General features: G+C 29.4%; 13 protein-coding genes and 3 tRNA genes. 10 read left to right on the top strand and 6 right to left on the bottom strand.

Features of this window, described 5'->3' with window-relative positions; all coding sequences use genetic code 11:
- Positions 1–798, bottom strand: coding sequence for a TerC family protein (locus PBN93_RS12395; RefSeq protein WP_077403094.1), 798 nt, complete (start codon positions 796–798; stop codon positions 1–3).
- A gap of 411 nt (positions 799–1,209) precedes the next feature.
- Here PBN93_RS12395 and PBN93_RS12390 point away from each other — a divergent pair, with 411 nt between their 5' ends.
- Both PBN93_RS12390 and PBN93_RS12385 read left to right on the top strand, forming a co-directional pair.
- The gene (locus PBN93_RS12390; protein WP_139344228.1) at positions 1,210–1,356 is read left to right on the top strand and encodes a lmo0937 family membrane protein; all 147 of its coding nucleotides are present in this window, start codon (positions 1,210–1,212) and stop codon (positions 1,354–1,356) included.
- A gap of 27 nt (positions 1,357–1,383) precedes the next feature.
- On the top strand, positions 1,384–2,415 hold the full coding sequence (locus PBN93_RS12385) for a helix-turn-helix domain-containing protein (protein ID WP_271080778.1): 1,032 nt from the start codon (positions 1,384–1,386) through the stop codon (positions 2,413–2,415).
- Positions 2,416–2,603: 188 nt separating this feature from the next.
- Here PBN93_RS12385 and PBN93_RS12380 read toward each other — a convergent pair whose 3' ends face one another.
- Positions 2,604–3,095, bottom strand: coding sequence for a Dps family protein (locus tag PBN93_RS12380; RefSeq protein WP_077403088.1), 492 nt, complete (start codon positions 3,093–3,095; stop codon positions 2,604–2,606).
- Between the two features lie 247 nt (positions 3,096–3,342).
- On the opposite strand from PBN93_RS12380, the gene cls reads away from it, so the two are divergent.
- Complete coding sequence (gene cls, locus PBN93_RS12375) at positions 3,343–4,764, top strand: cardiolipin synthase (RefSeq protein ID WP_271080777.1); 1,422 nt, start codon at positions 3,343–3,345, stop codon at positions 4,762–4,764.
- Positions 4,765–4,786: 22 nt separating this feature from the next.
- A complete protein-coding gene (locus tag PBN93_RS12370) occupies positions 4,787–5,392 on the top strand; it encodes a hypothetical protein (protein WP_271080776.1) in 606 nt (201 codons plus the stop codon).
- Positions 5,393–5,409: 17 nt separating this feature from the next.
- On the opposite strand, the gene PBN93_RS12365 is transcribed toward PBN93_RS12370, so the two are convergent.
- The 3 genes from PBN93_RS12365 to PBN93_RS12355 all read right to left on the bottom strand — a co-directional run bounded on the left by PBN93_RS12365 (position 5,410) and on the right by PBN93_RS12355 (position 7,382).
- The gene (locus tag PBN93_RS12365) at positions 5,410–6,933 is read right to left on the bottom strand and encodes a GH3 family domain-containing protein (RefSeq protein WP_271080775.1); all 1,524 of its coding nucleotides are present in this window, start codon (positions 6,931–6,933) and stop codon (positions 5,410–5,412) included.
- A 215-nt stretch (positions 6,934–7,148) separates the two neighbouring features.
- Positions 7,149–7,223: transfer RNA gene (locus tag PBN93_RS12360), tRNA-Pro, on the bottom strand.
- 70 nt (positions 7,224–7,293) lie between these two features.
- Positions 7,294–7,382, bottom strand: a tRNA-Ser gene (locus PBN93_RS12355).
- Between the two features lie 372 nt (positions 7,383–7,754).
- Here PBN93_RS12355 and PBN93_RS12350 point away from each other — a divergent pair.
- Positions 7,755–7,828 (top strand) — tRNA-Arg (locus PBN93_RS12350).
- A 261-nt stretch (positions 7,829–8,089) separates the two neighbouring features.
- Positions 8,090–10,870 carry a substrate-binding domain-containing protein gene (locus PBN93_RS12345; protein WP_271080774.1) on the top strand — a complete coding sequence of 927 codons (2,781 nt, stop codon included), beginning with the start codon at positions 8,090–8,092 and terminating at the stop codon, positions 10,868–10,870.
- 350 nt (positions 10,871–11,220) lie between these two features.
- Here PBN93_RS12345 and PBN93_RS12340 read toward each other — a convergent pair whose 3' ends face one another.
- Positions 11,221–12,018, bottom strand: a complete 798-nt coding sequence (locus PBN93_RS12340; RefSeq protein ID WP_271080773.1) for a tryptophan-rich sensory protein — start codon at positions 12,016–12,018, stop codon at positions 11,221–11,223.
- Positions 12,019–12,140: 122 nt separating this feature from the next.
- Here PBN93_RS12340 and PBN93_RS12335 point away from each other — a divergent pair, with 122 nt between their 5' ends.
- The 4 genes from PBN93_RS12335 (at position 12,141) to PBN93_RS12320 (ending at position 19,039) form a co-directional block, all read left to right on the top strand.
- A complete protein-coding gene (locus PBN93_RS12335; protein ID WP_271080772.1) occupies positions 12,141–14,042 on the top strand; it encodes a metallophosphoesterase in 1,902 nt (633 codons plus the stop codon).
- 116 nt (positions 14,043–14,158) lie between these two features.
- The gene (locus PBN93_RS12330) at positions 14,159–14,671 is read left to right on the top strand and encodes an RNA polymerase sigma factor (RefSeq protein WP_077403071.1); all 513 of its coding nucleotides are present in this window, start codon (positions 14,159–14,161) and stop codon (positions 14,669–14,671) included.
- Between the two features lie 96 nt (positions 14,672–14,767).
- Entirely contained in the window at positions 14,768–15,694 is a 927-nt protein-coding gene (locus tag PBN93_RS12325) for a FecR family protein (protein ID WP_271080771.1), read from the top strand.
- Positions 15,695–15,763: 69 nt separating this feature from the next.
- Entirely contained in the window at positions 15,764–19,039 is a 3,276-nt protein-coding gene (locus PBN93_RS12320; RefSeq protein WP_077403065.1) for a SusC/RagA family TonB-linked outer membrane protein, read from the top strand.
- Positions 19,040–19,043: the final 4 nt, after the last annotated feature.

Here is a 19,043-nt window from a genome sequence, read left to right as displayed (position 1 = left end):
TTATTTACGTTTGGCAGAGTTTTTCTTTAGTTTCATATTTAAAAACTCTACCAATAATGAAAATGCAATAGCAAAATACAAATATCCTTTTGGTATTGCGCCAATACTTTTACCAAACAATACGGTACCAGATAAGTGAGCTGCTTCTGTAATTAGCATAAAACCTATTAATATTAAAAAAGATAATGCCAATAGTTGCATAGATGGGTGTTTACTTATAAACTCTCTTATAGTATTGGCAAAAAGCATCATTACACAAATAGATATTACAACTGCTATTATCATTAATATTAAAGAGTGGTTTTCCTGAGTACCAATACCGTTTGTCATCCCCACTGCAGTTAAAATAGAATCTATAGAGAATATAAAATCTATAAGTACTATTTGTACAATAGCTTTTGGTAGTGTGGTAATTTTTTTCGCCATTAATTCTTCTTCCTCTTCACCAGGTTCATCTATTTTCTCATGTATTTCAGATGTACTTTTGTATAACAAAAAAAGACCCCCAAAAAATAATATTAAACCTTGCCAGCTAATACCAACCTCTAGCCATGATGTATTAATGGTATAAAACGGTTTTTTTAGTCCAACTAAAAAAGATACTCCTAATAACAATATAATACGTTGAAGCATTGCCAACAACAATCCTAAATTAGTGGCCTTTTTTTGCTGTTCTTTTGGTAGTTTACCTGCCGCTATAGATATAAATACAATATTATCTATCCCCAATATAATTTCTAAAAAAGTTAAAGTAAGCAATGCTATCCAAGCATCTGCACTAGAAAAAATTTCTAACATAGGTAATGGTTTGTAGTGTAATGTTATAGTTTAATATGTCTCCATAAAATTATAAAAAATAGTATCAAAAAGTAGCAATATTACTTAAAAGCATCAATAAATAATGGCTTAACGTCCAAAAACCGGGCTTTTCTAATAATTATATAACATAAAACAAAAATTATATAACAAAAAAGGACGCACTCTTCACCAACTTTGTATCAAACAAAAAACAATAACAATATGATACATATAAAACAAGCGTGCATTACAAACTCTAGAGTTGGACGTAGTTGGGTTAAAGAATCATTGCGTCCAAAAAAAAACAAACAAGAATCTACTAAAAAAACTACTGATCGTTTTAAAAATTTGAATAAGGAATAAGAGTAACTCTTAATATCTATTTAATAAAAAACAATCATTAAAAATAATATGAAAAAGCTATTACTACCACTGGCAATAATTTTGATAATAATTTGGGCACTTGCCTTTTTTATATACGCTTTAGGTTACATAGCACATATTTTTTTAGTAGCAGCCACAATACTTTTTATTATAAAAGTATTACAAGAAAAATAAGTAAGAATCTCCTAAACAAGAAACGTTATGAAAGTTATAAATCTTAAAACAAACAATATAGAACAAGACTTTAATCAATTTAAAGCAGATCTAGGCGGAAGTTTAGAGTATACGCATAAAGAGTACTCTTTAGAATTAGATAATAATTTTGCTACAGGAGACATTAAAGGTGTATCTGTAAACAAAAACATATCTTTTATAGAGTATAATTTAAAGTTTGCACAAGACACTATTATAGTAAGAAACACACCAGTTACCAACCCAATTTACTTTTTATATTGTGCAGAAGGACAAATGAGCCACAGTTTTGGTTTAAATGGAAAACAAAGATCATTAAACCAGTTTCAGACAGGGATATTTGCTAGTGACCCTAGTAAAGACGCTTGTTTTTACTTTAGAAAAGGGCAAGCTGTAACTTTCTCTAATATTAGTATAAATACCTATACCGAAAATGCTGATGAAGAGGCTGATGATTTGTTACAAACCCAGCTATTAAAAACATTTATGCCCTCTAAAGAAAAAGAAATATTTGCATATGTAGGTTCTTACAACCTTAAAATTGCAGAAAAAATGCAACAATTAGAGGCTATTAAACAAAAAGGTATTGTTAGACAACTATTAATAAAGGGAATTGTACACACTGTTTTAGCGTTAGAAATAGAGCAACACAACCAAGATAAAAAACACGGCGCTACAAATTTTGGTTCTTTAACAAGAAATGAAATGGACACTGTTAAGGAATTATCTAATTTTATTAGAAATTATCCAGAAATTAAGTATACACTGGTATATTTAAGTAAAAAATCTGGTATGTCTCCTGCAAAATTACAAGAAGGTTTTAAACTGCTACACAACCGTACCGTGTCTGATTTTATTAGAAATACAAGAGTAGAAAAAGCAGAGAATTTACTAAAAACTACAGACCTTAATATTTCTGAAATTGTGTATACAGTTGGTTTAACAAGTAGAAGTTATTTTTCTAAAATATTTAAAGAAAAGTATAATTGTAGTCCAAAATACTATCAAGAAAATCAATTTTCTACACCACTTACTGCTTAGTACTGTAAAAATATATAAAACTAAAAACTCCGCTTTTTAAGCGGAGTTTTTAGTTTTAAAATGATCCAATATTTTAAAAATACAGTTATATAGGCATTAGATAATAATTAAAACTTATAAACTATAGCAAGTACATAAAAAAGGCGGTAAGATTAAAACCTTACCGCCTTTTATATTAAATAACTATATTATTTAAATGTTTTTAAAGATGAACGTAGCATCCAAGCCATTTGTTCATGCATTTGTAATATTGCTGTAATAAAATCTGCTGTACCTTCATCATTGTGTGCTTCAGCATTTTCTCCAATGCTCTCTCTAATAAATTTAATTATTGTTTGGTGATCTTCTAATAAAACCTCCATAAAACTAGCACTGTCATTTTGGTCTGGACCGTTTTCTTTTAGCTCAGACAATTCTAAAAATTGCTGCATACTACCTGGGGAATAAAAACCTAACATACGTATACGCTCTGCTACTTCATCAATAGTATTTTCTAGTTTTCCATATTCTTCTTCAAAAAATACGTGTTTGCTATGAAAATCTAAACCTTCTACATTCCAGTGAGCGTTTCTGTATTTTGTATACATTACATACTCATCTGCCAATAATTGTTTTAACATTTTTACTACAGCTTTCCTGTTGTCTTTTTTTATTCCAATAGCTGTTTCTGTTGCTTCCATTTTTATTTTTTTTAAGATTATAGTATAAAGATACAAGTAAGCGTTAGTCCTTTTTAACGTTATTAAATTATAAATTACCTCTAAAAATTTGACTAAAAAAAAACTACATAAATAACTACAATTAAACTACTTAACTACCAAAAAAAGCCTATAATTAACGTTATTAAATTCTTTTGTAGCTCTAAACAAATAACTTAACGGTTAACAAAAACATGTTGATTATATTGTAGGTATAAAACAAACAACTATGAGTACTTTTTTATGGATATTGTACGCTTTGGTAACACTAAGGAGTATTAGTAGTATTATATTTCATGGTAGCAGACCTACAAAATCATTAAGTTGGTTTTTAGCGGTTCTTCTGTTGCCTTTTGCTGGCGCCTTACTCTATTATATGTTTGGTGTAAACCGAAGAAAGTTTAATTTTTTTAGAGACAAGCAAGAAGAAAAAAAGAAACAATTTGATGAAAAATACAAAAACTTACATGCCTTAGATAACACAGTAACTTTTAAAACATCTAAACAACAAAAATTATCTAAACTAATTGAAAGCAGCACCTTATTAAAAGCATACAACAATAATAAAGTAACTGTACTTAATAACGGGGAACAAACTTTTAATAGCATTTTTAATGCTATGCAAAAAGCAGAAAAGTATATTCATTTACAGTACTATATTTTTTCGAAAGGTGACTTAACAGAGCGCTTTTATTCAATTTTAAAAGACAAAATTAACCAAGGTGTAGAAGTACGCTTAATTTATGATGCATTTGGTAGCTATTCCTTTAAAAATAAAACTATAAAAAAATTTAAAAGTATTGGTGTAAAGGCGTTTCCAATGATGCCAATAAAATTTGGCAATTTATTATACACACTTAACTACAGAAACCACAGAAAAATTATTGTAATTGATGGTAAAGTTGGTTTTACAGGAGGTGTTAATGTAACAGACAAATACATTAAACCTATTTCTAACGTAGGAATTTGGAAAGACATACATTTAAAACTGGAAGGGCCCATAGTAAACAGTTTACATAGAGTATTTATTAAAGACTTTTATTTTGCTAGTAATGATGAGGTTTTATTACATAAAAAATACATTTTTAATACGGATAAAAAGGGGGAACATACAGCGCAAATTGTAGCAGCAGGTCCAGACTCTAAACAACCTGCAATAATGCAACAATACATACAAATGATAAATATTGCCGAAAACAGTATTTGCATAGCCAATCCTTATTTTATACCAAGTACATCTGTACTACAAGCTTTAAAAATTGCAGCATTAAGCGGGGTTTCAATTACTATATTAATTCCTAAAGTATCCGATTCTTTAATGGCAAAGTACAGTATGTTCTCTAGGTTAGAAGAACTTTTAGAAGTTGGAATAAAAATTTATTTACGACCAGATTTTTCTCATAGCAAAATGATATTAATAGATGGTGAAATACTATCTGTAGGCTCTGGAAATTTTGATTATAGAAGTTTTGAGCACAATTTTGAAACCAATGCCGTGATATACGATCAAAAAATAACAAAAAGCATACAAGAAAAATTTAATATTATATGTAATGAAGATACTATTTTAAATTACGAAACCTTTAAAAACAGACCCTTATGGAAAAAATTATTAGAAGGTATTGCTAAATTTTTTAGTCCATTATTATAAAAAGTAAAACAATTAAAAATTAATGAAAAATATAATTTATATACTATTATTTATGAGTGTAAAATACTTAAATGCACAACACATTATACCTAAAATTATTGAAAAAGAAGCAACTACAGCCTTATCTTATTATCCACAACTAAAAAACACAGAAATTGAATTTAGATTTAAAGATAATATTAAAAAATCTACAATGCTTGCGCAGCCAGTTTTTGGTAGTCTTTTAAAATCTAAGAAAAAAAGACGTTACCTTATTTTAATGAGTAAAAAATTTAAAATTTCTGGAAAAGAATTTAAAACTACAGATGTAGATAGTGATATACTTATTGGTTGGCTAGGCCATGAACTTGGTCATATTTTAGATTATCAAAATCGTAGTAGTTTTAATTTACTTTGGTTTGGCATAAAATATTCGTTGTCTGACAATTATATAAAGGAAGCAGAACGCGCTGCAGACTCCTATGCCGTAACATCTGGTATGGGAACATACATATTAAAAACAAAACACTTTATATTAAACAATGCTGAAATAGAACCTAGTTATAAGGCAAGGATTATAAAATACTACTTATCCCCGGCAGAAATTATGCAACTAGTTAAACAACAAGAAAAAAAGGAGCAATTATAATTGCTCCTTTTTATTTTTTAAGAATTTGCTATTACAAAATCTTCCCATTCTGCAAAACGCTCTTGTCCCATAACCCTCTCCATTTTTACTTGTCCGCCTTTCTTTTTATGACTACCACTCCATTCATAAAATACAGAAGGCAAAACAGTGGTAACTTTAACCCCTTCCAATGCCTTAGACCTTGCCACCTTATAATTTTTATTTGCATTCATTAAAAAGTCATCTAATTCACTTGCTAACTTACTATTACTAAATTTAGCATTAGTACCTAGGTACCAGCAGTGGTAAAAATCATCATTAATACGATTTGCACATAATGTATATTCTTGTATTTCTATATCAAAATGTTTTTCTAAATGTTGCACAGCATCATTAAGTTTATTTACAGATAATTGTGAACCTACAGTATTTAAAAAGAATTTTGTACGACCTGTAATTTTTATTTCTGCCCGTTCAATATCAGTAAATTCTATAGTATCTCCAATAATATAACGCCAGGCGCCAGCAACGCTACTTAATATTAAAACATAATCTTGATTTAACTCTACTTCCGAAATTGTAAGTGCTGGTGCATTTTGTTTTAGAGATCCATCAGGCTTAATATAATCTGGATTAAAAGGCACAAACTCAAAATAAATACCGTTATCCGTTACCAATTTCATAGCATCAGTTTCTGGTCTTTGCTGAAAAGCAATAAAACCTTCTGATGCCAAATAGGTATCTATTACAGTTATTGGTTTACCTAAAAGAGCATTAAAACTTTTTTTATATGGACCAAAAGCAACACCACCAGAGGTATATACTTGTAAATTAGGCCATATTTCGTGTATGTTTTTTATATTATTATATTCTATTACTTTTTGTAGCATAAGTTCTATCCATGATGGTATTCCGCTTAAGGCTCCAATATCCCAATCTGATGCTTTTTCTGCTATACGCTGTACGCGTTTATCCCAATCATCAATTTTAGCAATTTGTTTTCCTGGCTTGTAATAGTTTTGAAACCAAAACGGTATATTACTAGCACTTATTCCACTTATTTCACCTTCTAATGCATTGTTATGTTCCTCTAAATCTGTAGAACTCCCAAGCATCATTATTTCTTTTTCAAAAAAATCTGCAGGTAAATTAAAATTTTTAAGTGCTAAAACTTGTTGTATTCCTGCATTTCTTATGGCCTTAACCATATCATCTGTAACTGGTATACGCTTACTAGTTTTACCTGTAGTACCAGAACTAAGAGCAAAATAGTCTGGACTATTGGGCCAAGTTATATTTTCTTCTCCATTTTGTACGTGCTGCCACCAATTATTAGTTATTTGGTTGTAATCTGAAAAAGGAACTTTAGCACTAAAAGTTTTCTCTAGATTATTAGAATTTAATATTCCTGTAAAACTATAATGTTTACCAAACTTAGTGTGCTCTGCTGTACGTAGTAAATTTTTAAGTACTGCACGTTGTTCTTCTGCTGCATTGTATTCTCCAGAAATAATATCAGACGCGTGTATTATTCCTTTTATGATGTTCCCAACTATAGCCATGTATTAGTGTGTTTTTAGGTTATTTATTAGTATTGCAGTAAAAAATTAAAAACCACAACTAACAACCCAAAAATCTACTAATTTCAAAAAACAACTTAACCCTATTAAAATTATTATTAACCCTAAAAGGAGTATGTTTCTCTAAAAATTAAGCATAAAAAAACCAGTAATAAAAATTACTGGTTTAATTTATTATGAGTCTTTCTACTCATTTGTCGGGGTGGCAGGATTCGAACCTGCGACCTCCGCGTCCCAAACGCGGCGCGATAACCGGGCTACGCTACACCCCGATAGGTTATCTAATACTTTCAATACTTAGAGAAATTTTTCTGCCCTCGCAATATGCTTTGGCAGCTCTTGCGGAGAGACAGGGATTCGAACCCTGGGTAAATGTTTCCACCTACGACGATTTAGCAAACCGCTCCTTTCGGCCACTCAGGCACCTCTCCAAAATCTTTAATGAACTTGTGCAGTTTTCAATTGCGAGTGCAAATATATAACGATTAAGCGTAGCTACCAAGCTATTTTAAACTTTTTTTATCTTTTTTTTCAATCTTTTTTGTAACCTATTCATTTTAAGAACATTTCAAAAAAACTTTTTTTACATTAATTCCACTTTACATTTAATTAGCAAACATTAAGCATAATTTTATGGTTTAATTACAAGAAAATGGTAACTCTTATTTAGTATAATACTTTCAATTTATCTTCATTTTACTAAAAATAAAAAAAGTAAAAATAAATGTAAAATTAACTTGCATATTAAAAATAGATTATTGTATATTTGCAGCCCGAAAGACAAAAACATTTGTCATTTCAATGGTCGCGTAGCTCAGCTGGATAGAGCATCTGCCTTCTAAGCAGACGGTCAAAGGTTCGAATCCTTTCGCGATCACAAAAAGCCTTCAGTTTTACTGAGGGCTTTTTTGTTTTCAATATATATTTAAATGTACCTCTTCCCCTAAAACAAACATAATTGTTTAATTCTTACATTTTTAGTAATAATTATTTATTATTTGTTTAATTTTAAGACGTAAAAGTTTAATGTGTAAACACATAATAAATTAATTATACAGTTAATTTTCTTACTTAATTATACTTATATAGTTAACCAAAGAATTTTATAGCCTTTGGGCAACTAATAAAAATTAAAGTAATGCGGTATTTTAAATTTTCTAAACTTGGCTTTTTACTTGTTATAACAACTTTACTTAGTCTATGCAGCTGTAATTCAACAAAAAAAGAAAAGAAAACAATTATTGGCTTTTCGCAAACTGGTGTTAATGACCAATGGAGAAAATCTATGAACAAGTCTATGCAACTACAAGCAGACTTTTATCCAGAGATAGAACTAAAAATTTTAGATGGTAATGATGATGTAAAAAAACAAATAGAAGATATAAACCAATTTATTGATGAAAAAGTAGATGTATTAATAATATCTCCCGTACAATCTAAACCAATTACTCCTTTAGTTAACAAAGCATTACAACAAGATATTCCTGTTTTAATTGTAGACCGCAAAATAGACGGACCAAATTACACTTCGTATATAGGAGGTGATAACTATCAAGTAGGTGTAAATGCTGCAAATTACATAGCTAGTTTAAGCTCCAATGAAGATAAAAAGATACTAGAAATAAAAGGCCTAGAAGGTTCATCGCCTGCTGCAGAACGCCACTTAGGGTTTATTTCTACTCTTAAAACTATACCTAATTTACAAATAACACATACTATACAAGGTAATTGGGAAGCGAGCTCTATTAAAGAACCTCTAAATAACTTTTTAAATAACAATAATAGTATAGATTTTATTTTTTGCCATAACGACCGTATGGCGCTAGGTGCTTGGGAAATTTTAAAACACCACAATTTAGAACAAAAAGTAAATATTATTGGTGTAGATGGTTTAAACGGACCTAACGGTGGTATACAGTATGTAAAAGATGGCATACTAAAAGCTACTGTTTATTACCCCACTGGAGGAAATGAAGCTATTACATATGCTATTGATATTATTGATGGTAAAAAAATTAATAAAAACAACATACTAGAAACTACTGTTATAGATAGCAGAAATGCTGATATAATGAAACATCAGTTTGATAAAATAAATCAACATCAAGAGAGTTTACTTGCGCAACAAAACAAAATTAAAGAACAAGAAGAAACCTATGCATCACAAGGCAATATGCTAAAAATACTTTTTGCCCTATTTATACTTAGTATATTATTGGGGGCGTTTAGCATTTATTCTGGCATTAATATTAGAAAAAAGAAGCACGATTTAGAGCTATATAATGCAAAAATTATAAGACAATCTTTAGAGATTAAAGAAATTGCAAAAGAAGCAGAATTAAGTAATGAAGCTAAGGCTAACTTTTTTACTGGTCTGTCTCATGAATTTAAAACCCCAATAACTCTTATATTATCTGCCATAGAATCTATTACCGAAAAAAACAATTTTACTAAAAATAACTTAACCACCGAAGTAACTCTAATCTCCAACAACTCTAAACGTTTGCTACGCCTAATAAATCAGCTTTTAGATTTTAGAAAAACGGATGAGAAAAAATTGACCTTAAAAGCTTCTAAAACCAACATTTTTCAATTTTCTACTAAAATAATTAATGATTTTAAAATTGAAGCAAAAAATAGAGATATTGTTTTTGATCTAAAAACAAATAATAAAGACTTAGAAATTTATATAGATAGAAATTTAATGGATAAAGTATACTTTAATCTTTTATCTAATGCATTAAAGTTTACACCAGATAATGGAGAGATTGTTATCTCTATTGACGATTATAAAAACAAAAACTTTATTAATATATCTTTTAAAGATAGTGGAATTGGTATTCCTAGTGATGATCTAGAAAATATTTTTAAACCTTTTGAGATTGGAAGTAATAACAATAAAGCAAGCTCTGGTATTGGTTTGCACCTTACAAAACAATTTGTAGAACTGCATAAAGGAGAAATAACTGTTAGCAGTGAGCAAAACACAATTTTTACCCTTAAACTGTATAAAGACAAAAAACATTTACTGCCTAATGAAGTTATAATAGAACCAAGTATTTACACCAACCAAGAAATTATTTTAACAGAGGAAATTGAAGAAAACATATACAAGCAAACCATAGTAAATAATAATGAAAACAAGTACGACGTATTAATTATTGAGGATAATGATGAACTTATAAAAATACTTAAAAATAAACTTATGGAAACATATAAGGTACACTTATCTAATGGTATAGATGGTATAGAAAAAGCATTAGATATTATACCTGATATAATAATATGCGATGTAAATTTACCAGACAAAGATGGATTTGTAATTTGTGAAGTTTTAAAAAATGATTTAAGAACATCACACATACCAATTATTATGCTAACTGCTTTAGATAATAATGAATCTTACGTTAAAGGGTTAAAATGTGGTGCAGACTCATACCTTACAAAACCATTTAGCTTTCCAGTATTATCTCAATCTATAAAATCATTACTATACAATAGAGAAAAGCTCAGGTATTACTATCTAAACAACATTCATAAAATAAACCCTCACGAAAAATTTGATGTAACTGACCAGGAATTTATTTTAAAAATGAATTCTATTGTTGAAGAAAATATAGACAACTCTGACTTTTCTGTAGAAAGTATGGCAGAAACTCTAAATATATCTAGAGTACAATTATACAGAAAAACTAAAGCTATAATTGGCATAAGTATAAGTGATTACATTTTAAATTTTAGATTAACTAAAGCTAAAAATTTGCTTAAAAACTCTAATATGTCTATTTCGCAAATAGCATACGCTGTTGGATTTTCCTCTCCAAATTATTTTTCTACAAATTTTAAAGCTAAGTTTAATAAAACACCCAAAGAGTTCAGAAATAATTTAGACAATAGCGCAACTAGTAATAAACACTAATAAGCCTATTGTTATATTTTGAAACATTATAAATTTAAAAATGTTACCAATAAACAATTAAAACATTTTTAATATTTAGTAGAATGTACTCAAAAACACATAAAACAAAGATAATAGTAGTGTTGTAATCTTTATGGTGCATAACTAAACTTAAAATATCTAAATTATAAGTACAGTGTAGCCTACACTAAGTATTTTTGTTACCCATTATTTTAAAAAATTTTTATAGACACACAAAAAGCTGGTATAGTATTTGTTTGTTTACTAATATTGATAGTGTTCTGTTCCCCAACAGATAAACCTTGCTTATTATTTTAATAGCAAGGTTTTTTGGTTTAAACCCAACGCATTTATTTATTAAAATACTCTTTTAGCTTTACAAAGGGTACTGTTTTTCGGTTTTTAAATGCGTGCATACTACTGCTAAATATAATTAATGCGGCTCCTATATAAGCTGTATAAACTAATACCTCCTCTACTCCTTTATTAGCTACTGCAATTGCTATAAGTGCCCAGGCACCAACAAGCCCAAATTCTCGCATATTACGGGTCCAGGTTACAATTAAATTAACTATAACTGCCACTACAATCATTACAATGGTCCATATTAAAGGAGCTACGCCAAAACCGTTCCAATTAATTTTTACTAAATATGCAGATATGTTAGCAATACTAGCAACAGTTATCCAGCCAGTGTAAATTACAAAAGGCCACCATAAAAAAACAATTACAGAAATTGGCGCATCCCACAGTTCCATTTTATTATTAAAAACAATTTTTAGTAGTGATAATAATAGTACAATTATACATATACAAGATAAACCTGTGTATCCATAAATCCAGCATACTATCCAGCAGCAATTGGCTAAACAAGATACTACAAACCACCAGCCTATTTTTAATACAAAATCATTGTTACGTACTTTTGTAAATAGACTTCTGCCTTGATAAATAACAAAACCAAATACCAAAAAATAAATCAATCCCCATATAGAAAACGCATAACCTGCGGGTGTAAATAAAGTTTTTAAACCTCTAGAAACCTCCCCTATAGTTGTACCGTTCATTTTACCTGTATTAGACAAGTAGTTTATAAATACAGTAGATATAAAAGCTATACCGTTTGTAATTTGTAATACCTTTTTCATTCTTCACTTTTTCTATAATATACAAAAGAAATATTTTTAAATTTTCTTCTTAACCTTAATTTAATTTAAAAGGAATTTTAAATATGTAATCTAGCAGTAATTTTTTAATATTGAGGAATCATATGTCATCAACCAAAATAATAATATCTTTTTTAATTATATTCATATGTTTTAAAATAACTGCACAAACAAAAAAAATAGAAATAGCTTTTTTAGCAGATATTCATTTTCAGGATTTGTATGGTTCTTTTAACGATATTAATTACAAGGGTATTAAAAATCCGCATAACAATAAGCATACAGTATTACGAACAATGCAATCTCAATTAAACTCTACTAGAATTTTTAATGAGAACTATTTTGCATTTAAAACAGCTCTAGATGACATTGTTAGTAGAGGCATTACTTATGTTGCTTTACCTGGTGATTATACAGATGACGGACAACCTATACACTTAAGAGGACTGCAAAAAATACTAAACGATTACAAATATAAATACGGACTACAATTTTTTATAACCACTGGTAACCATGATCCTGCAGGACCATACAAACAGGAATCTGGAAAAAGTGATTTTTTAGGTGCAGAAGGTAAAAATCAACCTATATATAGTAAAAAAGGAATGTATGCATCTAAAAAAAATGAGCATCCTGTATTAATTAGTACTGATATTGCTAAAATGGGATATACGGGTGTACTTAATATTTTAGGTGAGTACGGTTTTAATGCACAACCAAATTATAAATATTGGACCACTCCGTTTGCTACCTATAACTACAACAATTACTCTTTTAAAAAGGCACAAATTGCATCTAACTTAAAACTAAGAACCTATACTGCTATAGACAGTTTACAAATGGTAGATACTAGTTATTTAGTAGAGCCCGTAAACGGTATTTGGTTACTAGCTATAGATGGTGATACCTTTTTACAAAAAAAGGATGGTAGCTTTTCTAGTGCTAGCGTAGGCTATAACAACACTATAATACATAAAAATTACTTAATTAAATGGGTGAAAGATATAGTTACAGAAGCTAAAAAAAACAATAAAACATTAATTGCTTTTAGTCATTTTCCTATGGTAGACTTTAATGATAATGCCACTAGCAACATTAAAAAATTAATGGGGAATAACAAATGGCAATTGCAACGTGTACCTGTAAAAGAAGTAGCAGAAGCATTTGCAGATAGTGGTTTAAAAATACACATAGCAGGACATATGCATATTAATGACACTGGAGTACACAGGTCTAAAAAAGGAAACTTACTGGTTAACATACAAACACCTTCCTTAGCTGCTTACATACCAGGTTATAAAATTTTAAAAATTAATAACAGTAGTAACATAGAGGTAAAAACTGTTACTATACCCGATACAGAAAATTTTAAATTGTTATTTGATTTGTATAAAGTAGAATACAACAAACTAAAACTAGAGCACAATAACAATGTTTGGAACAAAAAAATACTAGAGGTTAACACCTATAAAGATTTTACAGCTTGGCATTTAAAAGAACTTATACGTTTGCGCTTTTTACCAAATGATTTTCCTATAGATTTAAATATATTTTTAAGTAATGTTACTGGTGAAGAGTTGTTATTACTTGCTACAAAAAATAGTGAACTAGATTTTTCTAAAGCATTAAAAGAAATACGTAACAATACTAAAGCAAGAAAAAATCAGTTAAAAATTATTGCCACTCCTTTAGCTAAAAACAATTTAAAAGCTAAAGATTTTAGAAAGTGGAAAGGCTTAGATTTAGTTTTTGATTTTTATAGACTTAGAAATGCAGATGAATTGGCTTTAGAAGATATTACCACAGAAAAAATAAAGCAGTATAAATTTATTTACAACACAATTACTTCACAAACCAAGTATATTAATAAAGAAGATACTACAGCCAAACAATTACTTTTATTCTTTAAAATTTTTAATTCTTTTTTAAACAGTGAACCGTCCAACCACTTTAGTATTAATTTAGAAAACAATACTATAACAGACCTAAGTAAAAACAATAATTAGCTTATAAGTTTACAGTCTGTTTTAAAAAGTTAATTTAAAGATAACGTTGGCATAATCAATTTTAAACTTTAGGGTCTTTTATTTACACTAACTAATTCCAGAATTTTTTAGTCCCTATGAAAACCTCCCAAGAATTTGAAGATATCTATTCTAAACACTGGGAAAAATTATATGCTTTTTCATTTAAAGTTACAAAAGACAGCAACTTATCTAAAAACATTATACAAGACGTATTTACCAATTTATGGGAGCGTAAAAATAGCTTAAACATAAACTCTGTTGAGCATTTTTTATTTAGAGCAGTAAAAAATCAAATTTTAAAGCATTACAATCAAAACACTTTTAACACTACTTCTATAGATAATGAGTTTGATAATTTTATTATGGAATCTCCATCTATTTCTGAATCTGACCTATCTAAAACCGTTTTTCATATTGTAGATAAGTTACCTGCTAAGCGAAAAGAAATTTTTTTAATGAACAAGCTACAGGAAATGAATGTAGAACAAATTGCAGAGGAGCTAAAGCTATCAAAACAAACGGTTAAAAATCAATTATCATCTGCAATTAAACAGCTTAGACTAGAGCTTAAACAACTTAGTTGGTTACTATTTCCGTTCTTTTTTTAAAAAAATATTTCACTTAATGTTTGCTTAAACTTTTGGTAACATTTGCCAATAGTACTAATTACTTGTTTTGGGTACTTACCTATATAAAACAAGTTTATGCAACAGAAAAAAAGCACTGTATTAAAAAAGCTTATTGCAAAAAGCACCAAACAAAAAACTAGTGCTAAAGAAGAAAAGTTATTACATACATTTTTTAAAAAAATGTATGATAAGTCTGGCTGGGATACAAATAAAATGGGTAATGCAACTTTTATAAAAGATGATATCCGTTCTAAAATTGTACTTAAAGAAACTAAAAGCACAAAAACTAATATATATAAATATGCTGCCATAGCAGTTACAATACTTACGCTTGGTGGTATATTATTATCTACTTACAAAACTAACCAGCCAAGTTTTGTTACGGTAAATACTGGTGCTGCAATAGATTCTGTTTTTTTAGCAGATGGTTCTACTATTTACCTAGCTCCAGGATCTAGTTTTAGTTACCCTAATACATTTACCAACACTACAAGAGAGGTTAACCTAATAAAGGGTAATGCATTTTTTAACATTGCTAAAAACCCAAACAAACCATTTATTATAAACTCTGGTGACTTGGTAACAAAGGTATTAGGTACTTCTTTTCATATAGGGTTACAAAAAAAGGAAAGCAAAGTATCTGTAGTTACTGGAAAAGTACAGGTAAATTACAAAAACAACCAACAACAATTAGTATCTGGGCAAGAAGCCGTAGCTACAAACAACTCTTTACGCAAACAAAAATCATCAGTTTTAATGACTTCTAACTGGTATACTAAAGATTTAAACTTAGCAGAGGTATCATTAAAAGAAACCTTAGACTTATTAGAGATTAAATACAATGTAAAAAGCGCTATAAAAAATGAAGATGTATTGGCTCTTAAAATAACACTATTTATAAAGCAAAACGCTACACTAAATGAGATTATTGAACAACTAAATTATATAACCAATTTAAAATTACTATATGAGAATGAAATAATTACACTTAAAACTAATTAAAGAAAAACCGCAGCTGCTACCAACAACTACGGTTAAATTTTCAAGTATTATTAACTAACACTTAAATTAATGTATTTTAAAAATATTCCTTTTAAATTAAAAACCATACTTTTTTTTGTATTATCTGCAATTTTTTGTCAGACAGTGCAACCTAATAATGGTGTTTACAAAAAACAAAATATAACTGTAAACTATAAAAACACAAATTTAGTAACCCTTTTAAAAGAGGTAAGTAACCAAACATCATATAACTTTAGCTACGGTGAAGATATTATAAAAGACAAAAATAAATACACAGTATCTTACCTAAACATCAGCTTAGAGTCTGCCTTAAAAGACCTGAGTAAAAAGGCAAACTTTAGTTATAAAATAACAAATAAAATTGTTTTAATAAAAAAGAAATCTACAACTATAACTACCAGTAATGTCCAAAAAGAAATAACAGGTACTGTTGTAGATGAAAACGGAGATCCTTTACCAGGTGCTACCATTCATGAAGTAGGAACATCTAATGGTGTTACAACAAATTTTGATGGAGAATACACTATAACTGCTACAACCGGAAGCGTTTTAAAATTCTCTTACATGGGGTATAAGAGTAAAGAAATAAAGGTTACACAAAATGTAGTAAACGTACAATTAGAACTAGATGCTGCTGAGTTAAATGAAGTTGTTGTTGTAGGCTACGGTAGCCAAACAAAAGCAGATGTTACTGGTGCCGTAACACAACTAAAAGAAAGTAGTTTTAGACAAGGTATTAACACATCTCCAGATGCTCTTTTACAAGGTAAAGTTGCTGGTGTTAGAGTTGTTAATGCTAGCGGAGAACCAGGTGCAGGTATTAATGTTACAATACGTGGTGTAGGTTCTATTAGAAGTGGTAGTAGCCCTTTATTTGTTGTAGATGGTGTGCCGTTAACTAACGATAATGTTAGCCCAACGGGCAGTAATGTTGGTTTTGGGGATTCTAGTGCTAAAAACCCATTAAACTTTTTAAATACTAGTGATATAGAATCTATTAATGTACTTAAAGACGCTTCTGCATCTGCTATATACGGAGCTAGGGGTTCTAACGGTGTAGTAATAATTACTACTAAAAAAGGAAAAGCTGGTATAGGCTCTTTATCTTTAGACTCTTACATTGGTATTTCTAACGTTGCAAATAAAATAGATTTGCTAAATGCAAATGAATACAGAAATGCCTTAAAAGACCCTACTTTTGACCACGGCAGCACTACAGATTGGCAAGATGTTGTTTACAGAACAGCAATTACAAAAAATAATGTTTTGTCTTATTCAAAAGCCTCAGAAAGTGGTAACTACTATGTTTCTTTAGGTAATATAGATCAAGAAGGTATTGTAAATAATAGTGAATTTTCTCGTACATCTGGTAGAGTAAATGTAGAAGAAAGCTTTTTAGATAACAAACGTTTAAAAATAAAAGTAAATCTTACTGCAAGTGAAACTAAAGACAAAGGGGTACCAACTAGTGATGATGGAGGATCTAACGGCCAGCTAATTATACACACCTTAATGGCTAATCCTACAAGGCCTGTTTTTGATGAAAACGGAGCATATACAAACTTTAATATGAATGCACATTACAACCCTGCATACTTGTTAAGCATTTATGAAGATGAAACAAGAACATTACGTGTTTTGGGTAACATAGAGGCTTCATTACGTGTATTTAACGGTTTAGAGTATAAGTTAAATTATGGAGTAGACAGGTCTGTTGCAGAGCGTAACACCACAGTATATCCAAACTTAACAGATTTAAATCCTACGGGAATGTATGTGCAAAATAACTTAGAGTCTCAAAGTTCTTTGTTAGAGCATTACTTAACATTTAATACAACCATAGCAGACAAGCATAAGTTAGAAATTTTAGGAGGTTTCTCTTATCAAAAGTTTGAGCGCTCTGGTACCAACTTTAGTTACGATAATTTATCTGAAAAAGGAACTGGGGTTAAACCTGTACACAACCCTACATCTAATAACTCACAAATAGGTATTAACGGTTTTGCGCAAGAAAACGAATTGCAGTCGTATTTTGGTAGATTAAACTATTCTTATGATAGTAAATACCTTTTAACGGCATCTATGCGTGCAGATGGTTCTACTCGTTTTGGTAAAAACAATAAGTACGGTTATTTCCCTTCTTTTGCATTGGGTTGGAATATCTCTAATGAAGAATTTTTAATTAATAGTAATGTAGATAATTTAAAGCTAAGAGCAAGTTGGGGGCAAACAGGTAACCAGGAGGTGCAAAATAAAATAACACAAGCTAGTTACGCTATATCTGGTGCAGATGGTTATTATTTGTATGATGACCAAACACTAACTAACGGTGTTTCTGTTTTAAGAACTCCAAATCCAGATTTAAAGTGGGAAGTAGTAACACAGTATAATATTGGTGCAGATTTTAGTTTATGGAACAGAAAACTGTATGGTTCTCTAGATTATTTTAAAAAAACAACTACAGATGCTATTTTAAATATACCGTCACAAGTGCTTAGCCCAACCAACAATATTTGGGTAAATATAGATGGCGAAATTGTAAATACAGGCCTAGAATTTATGTTAGGATCTAACCTAATAGCTACAGAAAATTTTAATTGGGATGTAGATATAAATGGTGCAACATTGAATAATGAAATTAAAAATTTACCTGTATCAGAAATTTTATCAGGAACCATATCTGGTCCAGGACAATCTGGAGTACTTGCCAACATTTACAAAAGCGGCTATGCTGCTGGTTCTTTTTACTTGTTAGACCATATAGGTTTTAATGAAAATGGCGAAGATATTTACAGAGACGTAAATAATGATGGTAATATAACTGGTGATGATAGAATTATAATTGAAGGTGCTTTACCTAAATTCTCTTACGGATTTAATAGTCAAATGAATTACAAAAATTTTGATTTCTCATTTTCAATTATTGGTCAAGCTGGTGGATATTTGGTGAATAATACAGGGTTAAATGCTTTAAATATAAACAATTTAGCATCAGACCGTAACGTATCTAAAAAGTATTATGAGTCTGGAGCTAATCAAGAAAACTCACCTCAATTATCAACTTTGTACCTAGAAAAGTCAGATTTTATAAGACTTAACACTGCACGTTTAGGATACAATTTAAAATTAAACAACGTAAACTGGTTAAATGGTATTAATTTTTATGTTACTGGGCAGAACTTATTAACCATTACCAACTACTCTGGTTATGATCCATTAATAAACAGTCCTAAAGCAGATGGTGGTAATCAATCATTAGGTATAGATTACTCTAGTTACCCAGGTTCTAAGACATTTATATTAGGAGCAATTTTAAAATTTTAAAATA

This window comes from Cellulophaga omnivescoria (genome assembly GCF_027915275.1).
Lineage (GTDB): Bacteria > Bacteroidota > Bacteroidia > Flavobacteriales > Flavobacteriaceae > Cellulophaga > Cellulophaga omnivescoria.
This window is presented reverse-complemented; position numbering and strand designations above follow the sequence as displayed.

Excerpts from the sequence above, each read along its gene's own strand:
- PBN93_RS12390 (WP_139344228.1), top strand. The coding sequence starts at position 1,210 with ATGAAAAAGCTATTACTACCACTGGCAATAATTTTGATAATAATTTGG.
- PBN93_RS12335 (WP_271080772.1), top strand. The coding sequence starts at position 12,141 with ATGTCATCAACCAAAATAATAATATCTTTTTTAATTATATTCATATGT.
- PBN93_RS12365 (WP_271080775.1), bottom strand. The coding sequence starts at position 6,933 with ATGGCTATAGTTGGGAACATCATAAAAGGAATAATACACGCGTCTGAT.
- PBN93_RS12395 (WP_077403094.1), bottom strand. The coding sequence starts at position 798 with ATGTTAGAAATTTTTTCTAGTGCAGATGCTTGGATAGCATTGCTTACT.
- PBN93_RS12340 (WP_271080773.1), bottom strand. The coding sequence starts at position 12,018 with ATGAAAAAGGTATTACAAATTACAAACGGTATAGCTTTTATATCTACT.
- cls (WP_271080777.1), top strand. The coding sequence starts at position 3,343 with ATGAGTACTTTTTTATGGATATTGTACGCTTTGGTAACACTAAGGAGT.
- PBN93_RS12330 (WP_077403071.1), top strand. The coding sequence starts at position 14,159 with ATGAAAACCTCCCAAGAATTTGAAGATATCTATTCTAAACACTGGGAA.
- PBN93_RS12385 (WP_271080778.1), top strand. The coding sequence starts at position 1,384 with ATGAAAGTTATAAATCTTAAAACAAACAATATAGAACAAGACTTTAAT.
- PBN93_RS12370 (WP_271080776.1), top strand. The coding sequence starts at position 4,787 with ATGAAAAATATAATTTATATACTATTATTTATGAGTGTAAAATACTTA.
- PBN93_RS12345 (WP_271080774.1), top strand. The coding sequence starts at position 8,090 with ATGCGGTATTTTAAATTTTCTAAACTTGGCTTTTTACTTGTTATAACA.
- PBN93_RS12325 (WP_271080771.1), top strand. The coding sequence starts at position 14,768 with ATGCAACAGAAAAAAAGCACTGTATTAAAAAAGCTTATTGCAAAAAGC.
- PBN93_RS12320 (WP_077403065.1), top strand. The coding sequence starts at position 15,764 with ATGTATTTTAAAAATATTCCTTTTAAATTAAAAACCATACTTTTTTTT.
- PBN93_RS12380 (WP_077403088.1), bottom strand. The coding sequence starts at position 3,095 with ATGGAAGCAACAGAAACAGCTATTGGAATAAAAAAAGACAACAGGAAA.